Origin of the sequence: Rhodocaloribacter litoris, from assembly GCF_011682235.2 — a bacterium.
GTDB classification, from domain to species: Bacteria; Bacteroidota; Rhodothermia; order Rhodothermales; family ISCAR-4553; genus Rhodocaloribacter; species Rhodocaloribacter litoris.
In genome coordinates, this window is sequence record NZ_CP076718.1 from 3,563,824 (window position 1) to 3,580,699 (window position 16,876).

Genomic DNA, 16,876 nt, shown 5'->3' on the forward strand with positions numbered 1-16,876 from the left:
AATCCCTGTGCCGTGTTGCGTATTTCACGCCGTGTCCTTAATTGCGTACCGGGTCCCGTCCCTTCAGGCCGCCGACAACCTGCCGAGCATCTTATGTTTCCCAGTGATGATCCCGTACCCGACCGGCTCCGCGTGGTCATGGCCAGCGAGCATTTCCAGCTTGAGCGTATCATACAACTGGCCGAGGAATTCGTCCGGGGTCATGAGTCCGATGAGGACTTCGTCTACCGCGTCGTGCTGCTGACGAGCGAAGCTTTTACGAATGCCATCGAGCACGGTAATCGCCTCGACCCGGACAAGAAGGTGACGGTCGAACTCAGCGCCGAACCGGACCGCATCGAGGTGTGGGTCGAAGATCAGGGGCCGGGCTTCGACCGGGAAGACGTTGTGGACCCGTTGCAGAAGGAGAACCTGCTCGAGGACAGCGGGCGCGGCCTCTTTCTCATCGAACAACTGGCCGATGAGGTACGCTACGAACAGAGCGGCCGCCGCATCGGAATGATCTTCCTTCGCCCGGACCGGTGAGGGGCGTCGGGGCTTTCGCATTGCACGTTCCTGGAAGGATTTGAGAGCCTGAAACGCACAACGTGTAACGTGAAACGAGAACCTTCGATTCTTCCACCCAGAGACGCACTATCCGAGTCGTGCCGGTGCTGAACGATCGAGGCAAGGTGGGGCTGCCGGCGCTGCTCGTGCTGGCCGTGCTGGCGATGTCGGTCTGTGCCGGGGTGCGGGCCTGGTGGTACGGCTTCGTGGCGGCGGCCTTCGTGGCCGGGGGGCTGATGGTGCTGCTCTGGCGCCGGGGCGGCTACCGCATGCGGACGGTGCTGCTGCTCGGCATCGCCCTGCGCCTGGCCGTGCTCTGGCTGCCCCCGCTCCTCTCCGACGACGCCTACCGGTACGTGTGGGACGGCCTCCTCCAGGTCGAAGGCATCAACCCGTACCGGTATGTGCCGGAGGATCCCGCCCTGGCCGGGTTCCACGATGAGCCGATCTACGAGTGGCTCAACTCGTCCCGCTTCTACTCCGTCTACCCGCCGCTCTCGCAGGTTTTCTTTGCCGTGGCCGGGCTGTTCTACGGCTTCGGGTGGGAGGTGAGCTATTACGTCCTGAAGGTGCTGCTGGCCGGCATGGAGGTCGGGGCGATGCTGCTGCTGGCTCGCATGGTTCCCGCCCGGCGGATGATCCTCTATGCGTGGAACCCGCTCGTGGTCATCGAGACGGCCGGGCAGGTCCACACGGAGGCCGTCATGCTGTTCTTCCTCGTGCTGGCCCTCTGGCTGGCACGGCGCCGGCGGGGCTCCGCAGCCGCCGCGGCCCTGACGTGCGCCGGCTGGGTGAAGCTCTATCCGTTCGTGCTCCTGCCGTTCCTCTGGCGGCGTTTCCGGTGGCGTGCCGTGTGGCCCCCGGTACTCGTCTCGGCGGTGCTCGTGGCGCCCTACTTCGACCCGGCCATCCCGGGCCATGTGGCGGCCTCGCTGGACCTCTACGTCCGCTACTTCGAGTTCAACGCGGGGCTCTACTACGGGGTGAAGAAGCTCTTCCTCGTGTTTACGGGGGAGGACTGGAGCAAGACGCTCGGTCCCTTCTTCCAGATGGTCTTCATTGCCGCCCTGCCGCTCCTCTACGCTCTGGACGGATGGGAACGCTGGTCGCTCCGCCGGGCGTTCGTGTGGACCCTGGGTGCGTTCTTCGTCTGCGCCACGACCGTGCATCCGTGGTACCTGCTGGGGCTGCTGGCGGTGTCGATGCTGGCGCCGCGCCCGTCCTGGCACTGGCTGTGGCTGGGCGTGGCGTCCATCGGGACGTACCTCCTCTACGTGGACGGGCCGTACTGGCCGTTCGTCGTCCTGGGCTGGGGCGGATGGGCCGTGCTGGCGGCCGTCCGGTATGCCGATCCCTTGCTGCAGCGGCTCCAGCGCCATCGGGCCCGCCGCAAGTTCGAAGCCATCCGCGACCTGATCCCGGCTCCCGTGGGGTCGGTGCTCGACCTGGGCGCGAGCGAGGGGTACGTGGGGGAGGTGGCGGCCCACCGGCTCGGGGCCCGCGTCCACCTGGCCGACGTCGTGGACATGAACCGCACCCGGCTGCCCCACACCGTCTACGACGGCCGGCGCCTGCCCTTCGCCGACAGGGCGTTCGACGTGACGATCCTGTACTTCGTCCTCCATCACTGCGCCGACCCGGAGGCGGTGCTGCGCGAGGCCCTGCGGGTGTCCCGGCGCGGCGTGATCGTCGCCGAGTCGGTGTACGAGACGGAGCCGGAGCGCCGCCGCCTGGCCTTCCTCGACCGGTGGGCGAACCGCCTGCGCTCGGGCGGGCGGATGCGGGCGCAGGAGGCGCACCTGCACTTCCGCACCGCCGCCGGCTGGCGGGAGCTGTTCGACCGGCTCGGCGCCGCCGTCGTCGCCGAGAAGCGGCGGGGACGGTGGATCCACCGGCAGGCGTTCTTCCGGCTGCGTCCGCCCGCCTGAGGCCGCGCTACGCGGCCCAACGGCCCCTGCCGCTGTTTACTCGGGTGAGGGAGGGTTCGTCGATCCGGCTCCTCAGAACAGAAAGCCGAAACGGAGGGTGAAGAGCACGTCCTCCGGGGAGGCGTCGAGCGTGGCGGTGAGGACGAACAGGTCGAAGACATCGGCCCAGAGGCCCGCGCCGTAGCCCTGGTGGTAGCCGTCGAAGAACGCCTGTGAGACGTCCCGGTCGTCGTCGGCCTCGGTCCAGACGCGGCCGTTGTCGAGGAAGGCCAGCAGGCCTGCCTGCCCCCGGGCCACGTACGTGGAGAAGTCGAACAGTTCCAGGCGGAGTTCGAGGTTCTGGAAGAAGCTGGTGCGCCCGGCGAAGCGGGTGCTGCGGTAGCCGCGCAGGTTGTCCTTGCCGCCGAGTGTGTTGGCCTGGTAGAAGGGGAAGTCGCCGAGGTTGTGGGCCACGCCCACGCGGGCGGCCAGCGTCATCTGGGGTGAGATGGACGGGGAGACGTAGAAGGCGAACGCCGAGGTGAGCCGGGCATAGGTGTCGCTCGTGTTCTCGAAGCCCAGGTTCAGGTCGAGCGTGTTCGTCCAGCGGAAGCCCTGGCGCGGGTTGAGGTCGCTGTCCGTCTGCGTGAGAGTCAGGCCCGTTTCGACGCCGGCGAACCACTGGTCGGAGAACGACTTCGGGGAGATCCCGGCCTGCGGTTGCCCGATGAAGCGGTCCTCGTCGCGGCGGACCTTCGTGAACTCGAGCGTGGGGCCGAGGAAGGCCTCCAGGGCGCCGCCCGCGGTCCGGTGGCGGAGCGACGGCATCAGGCGCACCTGGGCCAGCCGGGCCTGGTAGAAGGAGAACGTCCGGTCGTCGTCGGGACGGGTCCGGTTGCCGAGGCCGAGGAAGTTGCGGATGCTGTTGGGGGAGAGCACGCGGGCGTCCAGTCCGGTGTCGAGGGGGCCGAAGGTGTCGGTGAAGCGTCCTTCGTAGACCAGGTTGAACGCCTGTGTGGCGGCGGCGAAGTTGCCCACGAGCACGTGCCGCCGGGCATACGGCTCCTTCCGGAAGCCGTGACGAATCACCTGCACGCCCCCGCCGACGAAGAGGCCGTCGTCTTTGTTGCTGCCGAAGAAGAGGCGTGGGGCGGCCGTGTCGAAGCGGAAGGCGCGCGGGTCGTACGTGTTGACGGTTGCGTCGTCGGAGACGATGACACGGGTCTTCGGGCCGGGCTCGAAGGCGGCGCCGGTCGTCGTGTCGTAGAACCAGACGGGGATATGGGAACGGTCGATCAGGGTGTCCTGTCCCGGCCCGCCCACGGCGATGACGCGGGGGCCGCGCCGGGCCGGCCCTGTCACCTCCACGTGGTCGTTGCCGCCGAGGCCGTAGAGGCGGATCTCCCGCGTCTCGTCCGCCAAGAACGTCCGCCGGAAGAGGGGCCGGACGACCGTGCCGTCCTTTTTCGTCTTGTAGACGACGACCTCCGTCTCGCGGTCGTTCAGGCGCCGCACCTCGAAGCGTTCGTGCTTGTGGCTGCCGACGACGTCCACCACCTCGGCCAGGATCTCATAGTAGCGTTCGGCCACCTCGGGCAGCCGGTCGCGCCGGGCACGGAGCTTTTCGGTGAACTCGTCCTCGTAGAGGGCACGGATGGGTTCGGGCCACCGCGCGAGGGCCCGTTCGATGGCCTCGTCGGTCAGGCGGGCCTGCAGGTCCCGCCCGATGGCGATCCAGTCGGACCGGGTCAGGGAGGCGGTGAAGCGGCGGTCGAGTTCCAGCCCGGCCAGGTTCAGCCCCTTGAGGTAGCCGTAGTCGTGTTCGAAGTCCTGGAATTTGGGCTCGAAGTATTTCGTTTCGAGGAGGGAGGGGAAGAGGCCGTCCATCTTGTTGAAGGCCCAGTCGCGGTCGCGGGGGATGGGACGGTAGACTTTGCCCCGCTTGCGCTCGTCGCCCGTGAGGGAGGGATCGAGTTCGTAGGGCTCGAAGGCGGCCCAGCGCCACTGGTCGCGGTGGCGGTCCCAGTCGCTGAGGTACATGTCGAAGAGGCGGGTGCGGGCGAAGAAGGTGGCATCGACGCGGTGGTCGTTGTCGCCGTTGACCTCGTCGAAGAGCTTCGGCGAGCCGATGACGTCGCGGGCACCGCCGAAGCCGGGCAGGTCGGACATGTCGTCGTCCGGTCGCTCTTCGAGCATCATGAGCTGGCCGGCCACGAGGTTGCGGAAGCGGCCCAGGCGCGGGTCGTCCGGCACATAGACCAGTTCGGGGTTGGTGTGGTAGACGCCGGCGGCTTCGGCCAGGGGCGGGATGATGAAGGCGCCGTAGGGATGGAGGATGGCGACCTGGTCGTCGAGCACGTCGTCGGCGACGGTGCCGCGGAGGGCCGGTGGGAGCGAACGCTTCGGATCCTTCGTGATGGAGCGGAGGACGTACGTGTGGCCGTCGCCGCCACGGAGGCGCAGGGAGGTCGTCTGCAGGCCGCCGCCGCGCCGGAGGGGCGTCAGCCCGCCTCTGGCCCGGCCGACGTCGAGCACGGGGGCGCGGACCGGCGTCGTCCAGGCCGGGCGGTGCTCGGTTCCCAGAAAGAACCGTTTGATCGGGCCGGCGGCGAGGTCCGGACGGGCGGCCACGACGACGGTGCTGTCGGCATAGTCCGCGGGCGTCGTAGCCGGTGGGGGTGTCTCGGTCGCTCCGGCGAACGCATCGCGGGGGCCGCTGAGGCGGGTGCGGAAGACGACCCGCCCCTCGTTTCCGTCTCCGGTTGGTTCCCATACCTCCATCCACACGGAACCATCCTCGAAATAGTCGACGACCATGAAGCCGGGCGCGGCGTGGGTGAAGACGGCCTCGCCGCCGCGTGCGGCGTAGTCCGGCGCCCGTGAACCCGACCCGCTGATGAGGTGGTGCTGGTCCCGGTGGGTGAAGTACTGGAGGTTGTGCTCATGCCCGGCGGCGTAGATGAGCACGCCGTCGTCGTGCGTCTCGAACAGGCGGAGGAGCGCCCGGCGGAGTGTCGCATACCGGGGATGGGCCAGGTCCTGCCGGCCTCCGAAGGTGCGGATGTAGAACGGCACGAGGGAGCCGAGCACGGGCAGGGGGAGGTAGGCGTGCTCGAACTTCATCGTGAGCGGGAAGAGGTGCTGCTTCAGGGGGAAGCGGCCGGCGTGGCGCCCGTTCGAGAAGAGGGGGTGATGGCCCACGATGAGCAGGTCGTCGTCGTCCCGTTCCCGGATGCGCTCGTGGAGTTCCAGGAAGAAGTCCTCGTCCTCCTCGATGTCGTAGTCGCCCGCGTCGCCGTAGGGTTTGTCGTGGGGATAGAGCCACCATTCGGTGTCGAGGGCCAGGAGGTAGAGCCGGTCGGCCAGTTTGACCTCGACGGGGCCGGGGAAGCCGTCGTCGGGGAGGAAGACGTTGCCTTTGTGGGGCAGGTGGGCTTCGATGAAGGCTTCCTGCCGCCGGAGGGCTTCGGCCCCGCCGGGGTGGCCGTGGTTCCAGTCGTGGTTGCCGGGGATGAAGACGACGCGCCCCGCGAAGTCGCGCACGGCGTCGATCTGGGCGCGGAGGCGGGCCTCGGCCGTGGCCCGGCGGGCGTCGCCCGAGTCGGGCAGGCCGCAGCAGTAGGCGTTGTCGCCGAGGAAGACGACGGCGGCGTTCGGTCCGGTGGTGTCGAGCCGGGCGCGGAGCAGGCGGAGGACGGGTGTCTCGGGCGTGGCGGCCCCGGCGTCGCCGATGAGGAAGGCCCGGTAGCGGAGGGCCGAGGCCGGAGGCGGGGCCAGCGTGTCCCAGCCCCGGTACGGCGCGGCCACGTACGGGCCGGTCGAGGCGCAGGCGGCCAGCAGGAGCGGCAGCACGAGTAGCACGAGGTACCGGAGGAGCGGGCGGGAGGTCGTGGTCATGCGCCTTGAAGGGGATGAGCGGAGGGCAGGGCAGGAAGCGGGTACGTGTACACGCGGTGGCCCGGCGAGGTCAGCCGTCGTTCCCGGGAAGGTACGTAAAGCGGAGGAGCGTGGCTTTGCCGCCGCGTCCTTCGCTGGCCAGGAAGAGGTCGCCTTCGGGTGTGAAGGCGATGCCTTCGGGCTGCGGCAGGCGGTCCCCGGGCAGGGGCCACACGGCATGCAGGGTGCCGTCCGGCTCGAGCACGGCGAGCACCCGGCGCACGGACGAGAGCACGTAGACCCGCCCGGTGATCGGGTGGACCGCCAGGCCCGACGGCTTGAAGTCGCTCAGGTCGACCAGGGGCGAGAGCAGCCGGCGGAGCGTGCGGTTGAGCGCGTTGCTTTCCGGCAACCGTTCCGCCACGGCCCGGAGCGGGATCGTGTACACGGGCGTCTCGCGCAGGCGCTCCGTTTCCAGGTCGAACGCATAGACGGCCCGGTGCCCGTGCAGGTCGTTGCCCGGGTTCTCTTTGCACGCGATGAGGAGCCGGTGCCGTGCCGGGTCGTGGGCCAGGCCCTCCGCGTCGCACCCTTTCGGAAGACCGGTCCGGTGTTTCTTCGCGTCGTAGTCTTTCGCCTGCCAGTCTTCGATCTCAAAGAGGGTGCCGTCGCTGCGGAGGACGAACACGCGGCGGTCCACCCGTTCGACCCCCTCGTAATCCCCGTCGCCGGCGAACTTCTCGTCGCGCACGACCTTGCCCGTGGCGGCGTCGAGGAGGTAGAGCCGGCCGTCCTCGTCCTGTACGGCCCCGAGGTGGTGGCCGTCGAGGAGGGTCAGGCCGGAGATTTCATACAGCGCGCGGGGCAGTTCGAAGGCGGTGGCGGGGCGGTCGAAGGCGTACGGCGGCGGGGCGTCCGGGGGCACGGCCGGGCGAGCACAGGCCAGCCCCAGGCACAGCAGCCAGGCACCGGCGCGAGAAAATGCAGGATGGAAGGAGACGATGTGGAACATGGAGAATGAGGGAAGGCAGGGGGCTTCGGAGCGTTTCGCCGGTTTCACCCTGCCGGGCACGCGAAAGAGCGAAACGCTTCGTATTTTGGCGGAACCAACGGGCGGCCCGAAAACCCGTTTATCCGTTTTCCACGGCGGGGTTTCGGGGTGTGATGTCCCGTCGCTCCGATCCGATGCCACTCGACGAGTATGGCCTCATCCGAAGAACATACCGAAGCGGGCGTTGCGCCGTCTCAGCGACCGGCGACGACCCCCGTTTCGGGCGATGCCGTTCCCGTGCCGGGCACCTCGTCCGGTACCGGAGGCGGGTCCCTGCCTGCCGGTGAAGACGAGGATGCGAAGCCGAAGAAGAAGAAAAAGAAGAAAAAGGGGAAGCTTGGCACCGAGCGGGGCATCGAGACGATGTTCCGCACGTCGTATCGGACCCACATGGACCTCAGCGCCCTGGCCGATACGAAGGCGAACATCATGATCAGCATCAACGGGTTGATCATCTCCATCCTGATCGCCTCCATCTCCCCGAAGATCGACGCCAATCCCTGGCTGCTCATCCCGACGGCCATCTTTCTGCTGTGCTGTCTGGTCTCGATCATCTATGCCGTCCTCGCGGCCCGTCCCCGCGTCACCAGCGGGGTCATCTCGCTCGAGGACGTGCGCGCCCGCCGGGCCAACATCCTGTTCTTCGGGCACTTCGTCAACCTCTCGCGGGACGATTATGTGGCGGCCATGACCGATCTGATGCAGGACACCGATGAGTTGTACCAGAGCATGATCCGGGACATCTACGGTCTGGGGCTGGTGCTCCAGCGCAAGTTTGCCCTGCTTCGTATCTCGTACAACGCTTTCATGGTCGGGCTCATCGCCGGCATTCTGTCGTTTCTGGGTATCTTCACCTGGGTTGTGCTGGGTACGGGCGGGACGGCCCTGCCCTGAGAAGGGATAGCGATGGTCATCAGGTTCTGGGGGGTACGCGGATCGGTGCCGAGTCCCGGTCGCCACACGTGCCGGTACGGCGGGAATACGTCGTGTGTGAGCGTGGAGGTGGGCGACCGGGTGCTGGTGCTCGATGCCGGCACCGGGGTGATCCAGCTGGGGGCGGCGCTGGCCGGCTCGGGCCGCGAGGTCTTTTTTTTGCTCACCCACCTGCACTCGGACCATATCGCCGGTTTTCCGTTCTTTCCCCTGCTGTACCGTTCCGAGAGCCCCGTCCACCTGCTCAGCTATGAAAAGGATGGAAGGCCCTGGTCGCTGATGAGCCTGCTCGACGGGTATCATTTTCCGTTGCAGGCCGCCGACGTGGTGGCGCCGGTCATCCGGGTGGACACCGATCCGCTGGGGTATCTGGCGGATCATGGCTTCTCGGTGGCGCGTCTGGCGGTCACCCATCCCGGCGGGGCCTTCGGCTACCGCGTCACGCACGGCGGACGCAGCCTGGTCTTCATTCCGGACCACGAGCTGAGCCCGCCGCCGCCCGTCGAGGCAAGGCAGGCCGAGGTGGTCGCCTTCTGCCGGGAGGCCGACGTGCTCGTCCACGATGCCCAGTACCTGGCAGCGGAGATGCCGGCCCGGTGGGGCTGGGGGCACTCGACGCTCAGGCAGGCCTGCGAGCTGGCCCGGGCTGCCCGCGTGAAGCACTTCATCCCCTTTCACCACGACCCGGGCCGCACCGACGAGGCGCTCGACGCCATGCAGGAGCAGGCACGGGCCCTGCTGGAACCCCACGGCATCGCCTGCACCGTCGCCTACGAAGGACTCCGGGTCGAGCTCTGAGGGCGGAACCGGGTCCCCGGGGCAATTCAAGGGCAAATCACGGGCGCGCGGGGCACCTCCCCCCCGGCTGAGGCGTTTACGGCGCCGGGATCTCGTCGGTCCCTTCCTTCTCCTGCATTCCCTTTCCCTCCCTATGAGCCAGAAGAAAACCTCCGAGCAAATTCGCGCGGAATTTTTGAGATTTTTCGAGGAGCGGGGCCATACCGTCGTCCCGAGTGCTTCCCTGGTGCCGCAGAACGACCCGACGTTGCTCTTCACCAACGCCGGGATGAACCAGTTCAAGGACGTCTTTCTGGGGACCGGGACGCGCCCGTACCGGCGGGCCGTCGATACGCAGAAGTGTCTCCGCGTCTCGGGCAAGCACAACGACCTTGAGGAAGTCGGGTACGATACGTACCACCACACCTTCTTCGAGATGCTGGGCAACTGGAGCTTCGGCGACTACTTCAAGAAGGAAGCCATCCGGTGGGCCTGGGAGCTGCTCGTGGACGTGTGGGGCCTCGACCCGGACCGTCTCTATGCGACGGTCCACGCCGGCGACGATCGGCTCGGGCTCGAACCCGACGAGGAGGCCGCCGCCTTCTGGCGCAGCGAGACGCCCATCGCCCACGACCATATCCTCTTCGGCAGCTCGAAGGACAACTTCTGGATGATGGGCGACACCGGCCCCTGCGGCCCCTGCTCGGAGGTCCACATCGACCTCCGGCCGGACGAGGAACGGGCGCGGATCCCCGGTCGTGAGCTGGTCAACCGGGACGACCCGCGCGTGATGGAGATCTGGAACCTGGTCTTCATCCAGTACAACGCCCTCGGCGACGACCGGCTCGAACCCCTCAAGGACCGGCACGTCGATACCGGCATGGGCTTCGAACGCATCGTGGCGGTGCTGCAGGAGACGGGTGGCAGCACGTATGACACCGACCTGTTCGCGCCCATCCTGCAGGCCATCGCCGAGGCCAGCCCGCGGGCGGAGATCCGGGGCTACCACGACATCGACGCGGAGCCGGCCGAGCGGGAGAAGGTCCGCGTGGCGATGCGCGTCATCGCCGACCACATCCGCGCCATCGCCTTCGCCATCGCCGACGGGGTGGTGCCGGGCAACGCCGGGCGCGGCTACGTCATCCGTCGCATCCTCCGTCGTGCCGTGCGCTACGGCTACCAGACCCTGGGCCTGCACGAGCCGTTCCTCTACCGCCTCGTGGCCCCGCTCGAAGCCAAGATGGGCGACACGTTCCCCGAACTCGCGCGGGAGCGGGCGTACATCGAACGGGTCATCCGGGCCGAAGAGGAGAGCTTCCTGGAAACGCTCGGTACCGGCCTGGCCTTCTTCGAGCGCCTCACCCCCTACATCCACGCCTTCGCCACGGCCTCCGACGGGCAGGCCGCCTCGGTACGCGAACGCCTCGAGGCCGACCGGGCCACGCTCGACCTGCTCCAGAAAGCCTATGTGAACGCCGGCAGCCGCGATGCCCTCATCGAGGCCTTCGCCGCCACGGCGGCCGCGCGGCGTATCCCCGGCGAGGTCGCCTTCCTCCTGCACGACACCTACGGCTTCCCGGTCGACCTGACCCAGCTCATGGCCCGCGAGGAACGGCTCGGGGTGGACATGCAGCGGTATCAGGAGCTGATGCAGGAGCAGAAGGACCGCGCCCGCGCCGCGGCGGCGTTCAAGGTAGACCAGAGCCGCGCCGGCGAATGGGAGCACGTCAGCGACGGCGAGGACTCCGTGTTCGTCGGGTACGACCAGAGCCGCCTCGAAGGCGCCCGCATCCGGGCCGTCCGCACCGTGGAGACGGAGGAGGGGCCGCAGTACGAACTGCTGCTCGATGCGACGCCGTTCTACGCCGAGAGCGGCGGTCAGGTGGGGGACACCGGTGTGCTCCGCGTCGGGGACGAGGAGGTCCGCGTGCTCGACACGCAGAAGCGGGCCGGCCACATCATCCACTACGTCGACCGGCTCCCGCGCGCGCTGGACGCCCCCGTCACGGCCGAGGTGGACGTGGCGCGGCTGGCCCGCATCAAGAAGCACCACACGGCCACACACCTCATGCACGCGGCCCTGCGCGAGGTCCTCGGCCCGCACGTCAAGCAGAAGGGCTCGCTCGTGGCGCCGGACCACCTCCGGTTCGACTTCAGCCACTTCGAGCGCGTCACGCCCGAGGAGTTGCGGGCCGTCGAGCGGCGCGTCAACGAGGTCATCCAGCGCAACGTGGCGAAGCTGGAGGAGCGTGACGTGCCGCTCAAGGAGGCCCTCGACCGTGGCGCGATGGCCCTCTTCGGCGAAAAGTACGGCGACCGTGTCCGCGTCATCACGTTCGACCCGGACTTCTCGGTCGAGCTGTGCGGCGGCATCCACGTCGACGCCACGGGCGAGATCGGGCTGTTCCGCTTCGTGTCCGAGGGTTCGGTGGCCGCCGGCGTCCGGCGCGTGGAGGCCGTCGCCGGGCTCGATGCACTCCGCTACCTCGACCGCGAGCTGGACGAGCTCGAGCGGGTGCGCGGGCAGTTCAAGACGCTCCAGCGCCCGGCCGACGAAGAGGTGGCCGACCTGATCGAAGAGAAGAAGCGGCTGGAGAAGGCCCTCGAAGAGGCGAAGCAGGCGCGGCTGGCGGCCGGGCTCGATGCCTTCATCGGGCAGGCGAGGCGGCTGGGCGACGTGCGCCTGGTCTCGGGCCGCGTCGAGCCGGCGGACATGAGCACGCTGCGTGCGCTCGGCGAGACGCTCCGGGACCGGCTCGGCGGCGGAGCCGTCGGGGTGCTGGGCACGGTCGATCCCGAGGGCGGGAAGGTGTACCTGGTCGCCACCGTGAGCGACGACCTCGTGGCGCGGGGCCTTCAGGCCGGCAAGCTCGTCGGGGCCCTGGCGAAGCGCGTCGGCGGGGGCGGGGGCGGGCGGCCCACGCTGGCCACGGCCGGCGGGCGCAACCCCGAGGCGCTCGACGAGGCCCTGGCCGCCGCCGAGACGGTCCTGCGCGAGATGCTCGGTTGATCCCGGCCGGCGGAGCCGGTCAGGACGACGGGCGTGTGGCGGGGTCGAGGGAGGCGCCGCGCAGGTTGAGGACGAAGGCGCGGGCGCGGGCCGCCGCGGCCGTGGCACCCACGTAGACGACCGGGATGAGCACGAGCGTGATGAGCGTAGAGGCCAGCAGGCCTCCGATGACCACGCGGGCCAGCGGGGCCTGCAACTCGGCGCCGGCCCCAAAGCCCAGGGCCAGCGGCAGGAGCCCGAGCGTCGTCGTCAGCGTCGTCATCAGGATCGGCCGCAGGCGCAGCCGCCCCGCCTCCACGACGGCCGGCAGGACGTCCAGCCCGTGCTCGCGGCGCAACAGGTTGATGTAGTCCACCAGCACGATGGCGTTGTTGACGACGATGCCGACGAGCATCACCATCCCCATGACACTCTGCATGTTGAGTGTGGTGCCCGTCAGGAGCAGGGCCGGCACCACCCCCACGATGGCCACGGGCACGGAGCACATCACGATGAGGGGGTCGAGGAACCGCTCGAACTGGCCGGCCATGACCATGTAGATGAGCACGAGGGCCATGAGGATGGCGATGAGGAAGTCCCGTTCGGCTTTCTGCTGCTCCTCGTACTCGCCGCCGAAGGTGATCGAGAAGCCGTCGGGCAGCGGGATCCGGGCCAGCTCCTGCCGGATGCGCTCGACGGCGTCGCCGAGGGCCACCCCCGGCGCCAGGTTGGCCGAGATGTAGGTGACGCGCTGGCCGTTGATGCGCTGGATGGTGGTGGGGGCACGGCCCCGCTCGTTCCGGACGAGCGAGGCCACCGGCACGAGGGCCCCGGCCGGCGTGCGCACGGCGATGTCGTCGAGGTCGAGCAGGGTGAGCCGGTCCTTCGGGCGGAAACGCACGGTGATGGGGAACTCGTCGCCGCCGGCACGGAACTGCCCGGCGCGGCTGCCCCCGATGCTCGTCTGGATGGCCCGGGCCACCTCCTGCACCGTCAGGCCCAGGCTGGCGATTTTCTCCCGGTCGAACACGATGTTTTCCTCGGGCCGGCCTTCCCGGCGGCTCAGGCGCACCCCCGTGACGCCTTCGAGGGTTTCCATGCGTTGCTGGATCTGCCGGGCCAGGGCGTCGGCCTGTTCGAGGTCGTAGCCGCGCAGCTCCACCTGCACGGCCTCGGTGCCGTCGCCCGAGCTGAAGATGCGGCGGAGGATCCAGAGGGCAGAGCCGGCATCCACACGTAACTCGGCGCCGGGGATGAGGCCGTCGACCTGCCGGCGGATCTGCTCGGCCAGCACGGCGCTGTCGATGCGACGCTCACCCGCCGGCTTGAGGCGGATCTCAATCTCGGCATCCCCGCCCCGCACCTCTGTCACGACGTTCACCACGTCGTCTTCCGGCAGCAGGGGGCGCACGACCCGCTCCAGCTCGTCCAGGTATTCCTTCACCACGGCAATGTTCGTCCCCTGGGCCATCTCCAGGTCGATGCCGATCTCGTCGGCGTCGACCGGCGGGGCCAGCTCGACGGGGATGAGGGGCCAGGCCAGCACCGTACCCAGGAGCAGGACGCCGGTGCAGCCCAGCACCACGTAGCGGTGGGCCACGGCCGTCTTCAGCGCATGCGAATAGCGGTGCTCCAGGGCCTCGAAGAGACGCCGGAAGCGGGAGCGGTGTGCCGGCGCCTTCTCCTTGCCGGGGCGGGGGGAGACGGTCAGGAAGCGGCTTGCCAGCACGGGGACGAGCGTCAGCGCCACCAGCAGCGAGCAGCCCAGCGCGAAGACCACCACCACGGCCAGCGCCTGGAACAGGTCGCCCGTCGTCGAGCGCATGAACACCAGCGGGAGGAAGATCACGCACGTGGTCAGCGTCGAGGCGACGATGGCGCCGGCCACCTCGCGGGTGCCGATGCGGGCCGCCTCCATCAGCGTGGCGCCCTTCTCTTCGCGGTGTCGCACGATGTTTTCGAGCACCACGATGGCATTGTCCACCATCAGCCCGATGCCCAGCGCCAGCCCGCCGAAGGTCATCTGGTTGAGCGTCATGCCGCCGAAGTAGAGCAGCCCGAAGGTGGCGATGACCGAGATGGGAATGGCCAGGGCGATGATGAAGGTCGAGGAGCCGTTGCGCAGGAACAGGTAGAGCACCAGGATGGCCAGCAGCCCGCCCCAGATGGCCGACGACTGCACGTTCGAGATGCTCTGCCGGATGAAGGTGCTCTGGTCGCTGATGACGTGAATGCGCAGGTCGTTGCGCTCGGCGTTGATGCGGTCCACCTCGCGCTGGATGGCCTCGGCCACGGTGACGGTGTTGGCCCCGCTCTGCTTCTGGATGTTGAGCAGGATGACGGGCATGCCGTTGAGCTCGGTGAGGCGGTCGATGTCCTCGTAGCCGTCGACGACCTCGGCCACGTCGCGCACGCGGACGGGCTTCTCGCCCACGGTCGTGATGATGGTGTTGCGGATCTGGTCGAGGGAGGTGAACTCCCCGCGCGAGCGCACGTAGAGGTCGCGCACCCCTTCTTTGACGTTGCCGCCGGGGAGCGTCATGTTTTCTCGGGCCAGGGCCTGCTGCACGTCGGAGGGGGTGAGGCCGCTGGCCTGCAGGCGGTCCCGCTCCAGGTTGACCTGAATCTCGCGGTAGATGCCGCCGCGCACCTCGATGGTGCCCACGCCGGGGATCTGCTCGAAGCGCTGGGCCAGGTCGCGTTCCAGGATGCGGGTCAGCTCCTCCAGGTTCCGGCGCGATTCGACCGCCAGCGTCACGATGGAGATGTTGTTCGGATCGAACTTCCAGATGCCGGGCGGTTCGGCTTCCGGGGGCAGGTCGTCCCGGATGCGGTCCAGGGCCGCCCGCAGGTCGTTGGCGGCCTCGTCCAGGCTCGTGCCCCGGGCGAACTCCAGGCTGACGAAGCTGACGCCCTCCTGCGAGCGGGAGCTGATGCGCTCCAGGTTGGGCAGGCCCGAGACGGCATTCTCGATAGGGTCGGTGATGATCTGCTCGATCTCCTCCGGTCCCACGTTCGGATACCGCGTGTAGACGGTCATCCGGGTGAACTCGATGGGGGGCAGGAGGTCGACCGGCAGGTAGAGGAAGCCGACGATGCCCAGGGTGATCACGACCAGGTAGAACATGGCCGTGGCCACGGGGCGGCGGATCGAGAGGTTGGTCAGGGAAGCCATGGGATCACCGGAATCGGGTCAGGAGCGGGGGGGCGGGGACGAGACGACGGCGGCGGGCGCGGCGGTGGGGTCCCCGGAGGCGGCCGGGGTGGCATCGTTGAAGATGTCGCGGGCCAGGCGCTGGTGCTTCTCCATGAACTGGCGGAGCAGGTCCTGGTCCTGGAGGGATTGCAGGGCCAGGAGGCGTTCCCAGGTCTGCGGGCGGGCCCGGGCCATGATCTGCCCCTGCCCGCGCCCGGAGAGCAGGTGCTGCCCGACACTCACGACCCACGCGCCGGGGGGCACGCCGCTGACGCCCACGAGGCCGCGCCCCCGGGCCAGCACCGTCACTTCCTGGAACTGCATCGGGGTCGGTTCGGTCAGCGGCGGCGGATTACGCTCGTCGTACGTCTCCGGCGGTTCGAGGGGCGTCTCGGTGCGAAGGGACGGGGCCACGAACACGCCCAGGGCGCCCGTCGTGGGGTCCTCGTAGAGGGCACTGGCCGGCAGGAGCGTGGCCTGCTCGCTTTCCCCGTAGAGGATGTCCACCGTCACGAACATGCCGGGGCGCAGCAGGCCGTCCTCGTTGGGGACGTCGATCTCGGCACCGGCGCTGAAGCTGCCTTCCTCCAGGAAGGGAGAGATACGGGAGACGGCCGCCTCGATCACTTCGGAACGATCCCGGTTCAGGGTGATGAGGGCCGTCTGGCCCACCTCGATGTGGTGGATCACCTCGTCCGGAATGGCCACCTCGACGCGGACGCGGTCGAAGTTGCCGATGGTGAAGAGACGGGTGCCGGGATCGACGCGCATGCCCACCTCGGCGTTGCGTTGTCCGACCTGCCCGCTGATGGGGGCCCGCACGACGGTGCGCCGGAGGGCTTCCTGCTGCTCCCCGACCGAGGCCTCGGCCTGGGCGATGCGGGCCAGCGCCTGTTCGTGAGCGGCCCGGGCCGCCTCCACCTGGGCCTGGAGGGCTTCCAGCTCCTGCCGGCTCTGGTATTGCTTTTCGACGAGCTGGCGGGTGCGTTCCAGCCGGGCTTCGAGCTCACGGAGCGCGGCCTCGGTGCGCCGGGCATCCGCGCGGGCCACCTCCAGGGCGGCTTCGGCCTGCCGTAGCTGCTCGCGGAACGGGGTGTCCCGCAGGTAGACCAGGGGCTGGCCGGCCTCTACCCGATCCCCGTTCTGGGCAACGACCCGCACGATGGGGGCCGAGATCTCGGGATGGATGGCCACCTGGTTGTCCGCCCGTACGATGCCGCTCAGGCGTTCCTCCAGTGGAAGCGCGCCCAGGCGGGCCTGAATGACTTCGACGGACGGGATCGGGCCACGGTCGTCGAAGCCGGGACGGTCGGAGTCCTCGTCCCCGCCGCAGGCCGCCAGCAGCAGGCAGAACATCATAACCGGACCGATGAGGCGATAAGGCGGACGGATCTGATGCATGAAGACCTGGTTTTTTGGCGAGGTAAACACGTGATGCCGGCGAGGGTATGTCCCGGCCCCTATTCCGGGCTTAATAAGGCCGAGCGGCGCGCAGGTTCGGGCCGGATCGTGAGCTGCACGCCCGTGGTGTGAACTGCACGAGCCTGCAGCCGGCCAGTACGGTGCGCCGAGACGCCACACGGCGGACGGCACGGGGCGAA

9 protein-coding genes are annotated in these 16,876 nt (G+C 68.8%); 5 read left to right on the plus strand and 4 right to left on the minus strand.

Annotated elements, in window-relative coordinates; all coding sequences use genetic code 11:
- Window positions 1-93: 93 nt before the first annotated feature.
- Together GQ464_RS14755 and GQ464_RS14760 are read left to right on the plus strand one after the other, a co-directional pair.
- Window positions 94-525 carry an ATP-binding protein gene (locus tag GQ464_RS14755; RefSeq protein WP_166976891.1) on the plus strand — a complete coding sequence of 144 codons (432 nt, stop codon included), beginning with the start codon at window positions 94-96 and terminating at the stop codon, window positions 523-525.
- Between the two features lie 125 nt (window positions 526-650).
- Window positions 651-2,474 (plus strand): class I SAM-dependent methyltransferase, encoded by a 1,824-nt coding sequence (locus GQ464_RS14760; RefSeq protein WP_166976890.1) that lies wholly within the window; start codon window positions 651-653, stop codon window positions 2,472-2,474.
- Between the two features lie 72 nt (window positions 2,475-2,546).
- Here the strand turns inward: GQ464_RS14760 and GQ464_RS14765 are convergent, their stop codons facing one another.
- Both GQ464_RS14765 and GQ464_RS14770 read right to left on the minus strand, forming a co-directional pair.
- Entirely contained in the window at window positions 2,547-6,350 is a 3,804-nt protein-coding gene (locus tag GQ464_RS14765; protein ID WP_166976889.1) for a BamA/TamA family outer membrane protein, read from the minus strand.
- 70 nt (window positions 6,351-6,420) lie between these two features.
- Window positions 6,421-7,341 carry an SdiA-regulated domain-containing protein gene (locus tag GQ464_RS14770; protein ID WP_166976888.1) on the minus strand — a complete coding sequence of 307 codons (921 nt, stop codon included), beginning with the start codon at window positions 7,339-7,341 and terminating at the stop codon, window positions 6,421-6,423.
- 189 nt (window positions 7,342-7,530) lie between these two features.
- Here GQ464_RS14770 and GQ464_RS14775 point away from each other — a divergent pair, with 189 nt between their 5' ends.
- The 3 genes from GQ464_RS14775 (at window position 7,531) to alaS (ending at window position 12,100) form a co-directional block, all read left to right on the plus strand.
- Window positions 7,531-8,274, plus strand: coding sequence for a Pycsar system effector family protein (locus tag GQ464_RS14775; RefSeq protein WP_166976887.1), 744 nt, complete (start codon window positions 7,531-7,533; stop codon window positions 8,272-8,274).
- A 12-nt stretch (window positions 8,275-8,286) separates the two neighbouring features.
- Window positions 8,287-9,111, plus strand: a complete 825-nt coding sequence (locus GQ464_RS14780) for an MBL fold metallo-hydrolase (RefSeq protein ID WP_228350329.1) — start codon at window positions 8,287-8,289, stop codon at window positions 9,109-9,111.
- A gap of 133 nt (window positions 9,112-9,244) precedes the next feature.
- Complete coding sequence (gene alaS, locus GQ464_RS14785) at window positions 9,245-12,100, plus strand: alanine--tRNA ligase (protein WP_228350330.1); 2,856 nt, start codon at window positions 9,245-9,247, stop codon at window positions 12,098-12,100.
- 19 nt (window positions 12,101-12,119) lie between these two features.
- On the opposite strand, the gene GQ464_RS14790 is transcribed toward alaS, so the two are convergent.
- Together GQ464_RS14790 and GQ464_RS14795 are read right to left on the minus strand one after the other, a co-directional pair.
- Window positions 12,120-15,254, minus strand: coding sequence for an efflux RND transporter permease subunit (locus tag GQ464_RS14790; RefSeq protein ID WP_166979735.1), 3,135 nt, complete (start codon window positions 15,252-15,254; stop codon window positions 12,120-12,122).
- Window positions 15,255-15,272: 18 nt separating this feature from the next.
- Entirely contained in the window at window positions 15,273-16,676 is a 1,404-nt protein-coding gene (locus GQ464_RS14795) for an efflux RND transporter periplasmic adaptor subunit (protein WP_166979737.1), read from the minus strand.
- Window positions 16,677-16,876 lie beyond the last annotated feature (200 nt).